At 64.1% G+C, this 2,229-nt stretch carries 3 protein-coding genes and 1 pseudogene; all 4 read left to right on the top strand.

The features are described 5' to 3' along the window. Window positions 1-151: 151 nt before the first annotated feature. Window positions 152-850, top strand: coding sequence for an MspA family porin (locus AC1DWA_RS32845; RefSeq protein WP_477848250.1), 699 nt, complete (start codon window positions 152-154; stop codon window positions 848-850). A 119-nt stretch (window positions 851-969) separates the two neighbouring features. Then, window positions 970-1,374: a hypothetical protein gene (locus AC1DWA_RS32840; protein ID WP_063315417.1), complete on the top strand. Its 405-nt coding sequence runs from the start codon at window positions 970-972 to the stop codon at window positions 1,372-1,374. A 117-nt stretch (window positions 1,375-1,491) separates the two neighbouring features. Continuing rightward, entirely contained in the window at window positions 1,492-1,887 is a 396-nt protein-coding gene (locus AC1DWA_RS32835) for a hypothetical protein (RefSeq protein WP_477848248.1), read from the top strand. After that, window positions 1,884-2,229 (top strand): annotated as a pseudogene (locus AC1DWA_RS32830) (hypothetical protein); the annotation flags it as partial. The gene AC1DWA_RS32835 and the pseudogene AC1DWA_RS32830, both read left to right, overlap by 4 nt.

The raw sequence follows: 2,229 nt of genomic DNA, 5'->3' as shown, positions 1-2,229 counted from the left end.
AACTTCGAGTACGACTTTCGGCGGATGGATTCGGGCATTGGAGGCTAGTCGGGCATGCAGGCGGTGTTGTAGCGTCCCGGTCAGACGTTCAGTTAAGTTTCCGCAATCGCTCTGGTTGCGGGGATTTCGACTCACCCCAGGGAGACCGACCATGGCCACCACGACCGTCGAGACCGCTCGGGCCCGAGTAGGAAAGCGCCGTATCGGTAAGGCTGTGGGTGCTTGTGCTGCGGTGTCGGCCGTGCTGATGGCGGGTTCTCTCGCGTTCGCCGGCGGCGCGTCGGCGACCCCGACGGCGCTGCCGGACAAGTTTGCTAGCACGGTCACCGACGACGGTTGGACGTTGGATCTGGCGGCTACCAAACTTTGGGTGAACCCGGTCCCGAACCTGGCGACAACAGCGTTCACTCGCGAGGGGTTCGTGTCGGCGAAGGTCACCGGCACCATCTCCGGAGCAGGTGATTCTGCGGTGAAGACGGGCTATGTCGAGCAGGGGTTGCAGATCGGTTGCCAAATCGATGTGTCCTCCGGCCTCGGCGTGGGACTTGGTTTTTCCCTCGGCCCGTCCGTCGGGGTCAGCATTTCGGGGGTTCCGTCGGCGAACATCGGCGTGAACGCCTCGGTGAACCCGAGCATCCAGACCACCATCGCACCGGGCTCGATCACCACGATCCCGCTCGGCAAGAAGGACCTCGAGGCTGCGAAAGCCTCGATCATGGCGGAGAACGTGCACGTCAAGGTCGATGCGTGCATGGGCCCGGTGACGATCCGTTCGTACGCGCAGTTCGCGGTGTCGACAGCCGTCTCGGACAACAGTGTGTTTGTGTACTCCGATCCCACCTGGCTCTGATCCAGGACTGTCGTCAACGGCATTCCGCGCCCGCAATCGCCTATCTCGGTTGCCGTGCTGGTCCGCCGTTGGCGCTGTGACCCAACACTTTCCACTTTTCCATCCATCAAAGGAGCATCATGTCTTTGACTCGCACGAAGAAAATCGCAGCCACGACCGCGGCTGCATCACTCGCTGTCGGCGGGATTCTGCTCGCTACCGCCCCGGCCGCAATGGCTGCTCCCGTGATGTTCGAGGGGCCGGTTCCGGCGCAGTACGGTGCACCGGTGGTGCAGGTTCCCCTGGGCCACGCCTTGACCGTGGCGGCCCGCGACAGTGGAATCGTGACGGCACTCTCGAACGCGAACGTCATGATCCCCGTTCCCGGGTGGGAGACCGTGATCGACGTGTCGGCTGATGTCCTGGCGCGCCGGACGGCAATTGCTGCCCAGTATCCGAACGGGTGCGCCTCGTACCAGTTCTATCTCCCGCCGGCAGGTGGGTGGCTCGCCGGAGCTACCTCGTACGTCAACTGCCCCTGGTAGAGCGCCCCTCTTCCTGTCCACTGCTGCATCTCCTCCCGGTGGCCGCCCGTTCCTAGGCTGGTGTCGGGTATCTCGAGTCCCGCGTTTTTAGTTGGCGGGGAAAGGCATTCACCTCCGATGACCACCTCACCGAACGCCCCGATGACCTCACCCACCCGCCGCGACATCACGGCAGAGAACGCGCTGCCCTACATCCCGCCTGGATCGGGGCGGGATTCGTCCACCGAACCCGTCCGCTCTCGCACCGAATCCTCGAAACAGGAATGGGATCGTGACAGTGAACTGAGTCAGACCTCGAAGGCTGTGATCGCGACTGTCTTCGGGCTCGCGTTGTTGATCGCGGCCTTTGCGGTGATCGGACGCCTCGGTGGATGGGCCACCGATTACGGGACGATTCTGGTGTATCTGGCATTCTTTCTGTGGATGTCGATCGCAGGACGGGTGTTCTGGTGGGGCGCAGACACACTCATCGCCGAATTTCGGAAGAAGTCGAACACGGGTGATCGCCGGTGAAGCCTGCGCGCCGGTTCGACCGCACCTCACCGACCACGGTGATCTCCACCGTGGTGGTGCTCGCCGCAATGGTGATCGCACTGCTGGCGCTGCTGATCTTCGCCCCGACCTCCTCCGCAGGACCGGCAGAAGACTGCGCAGCGGTACGGGCACGCGATCATCAGATCTACCTGAACCTCATTGCGTCGCTGCCACCCGGTGCGCCCATCCCGCCAGAGATCATCAACCCGTGCCTGAGTGCGCCGTCCACGACGGCGACAGCTGCGCCGACGACCACGGTCGGGCTCCCCGGCGCGCAGGCTCCGGCGCGCAGGCTCCAGGCGGTGGCCCGAACGTCGGCGC

The sequence above is a fragment of the Rhodococcus sp. P4_F3_2 genome (genome assembly GCF_056401335.1).
The sequence above is the reverse complement of the archived record's forward strand: the minus strand, read 5'-3'. Positions and strand labels throughout refer to the sequence as shown.

Excerpts from the sequence above, each read along its gene's own strand:
- AC1DWA_RS32845 (WP_477848250.1), top strand. The coding sequence starts at position 152 with ATGGCCACCACGACCGTCGAGACCGCTCGGGCCCGAGTAGGAAAGCGC.
- AC1DWA_RS32840 (WP_063315417.1), top strand. The coding sequence starts at position 970 with ATGTCTTTGACTCGCACGAAGAAAATCGCAGCCACGACCGCGGCTGCA.
- AC1DWA_RS32835 (WP_477848248.1), top strand. The coding sequence starts at position 1,492 with ATGACCACCTCACCGAACGCCCCGATGACCTCACCCACCCGCCGCGAC.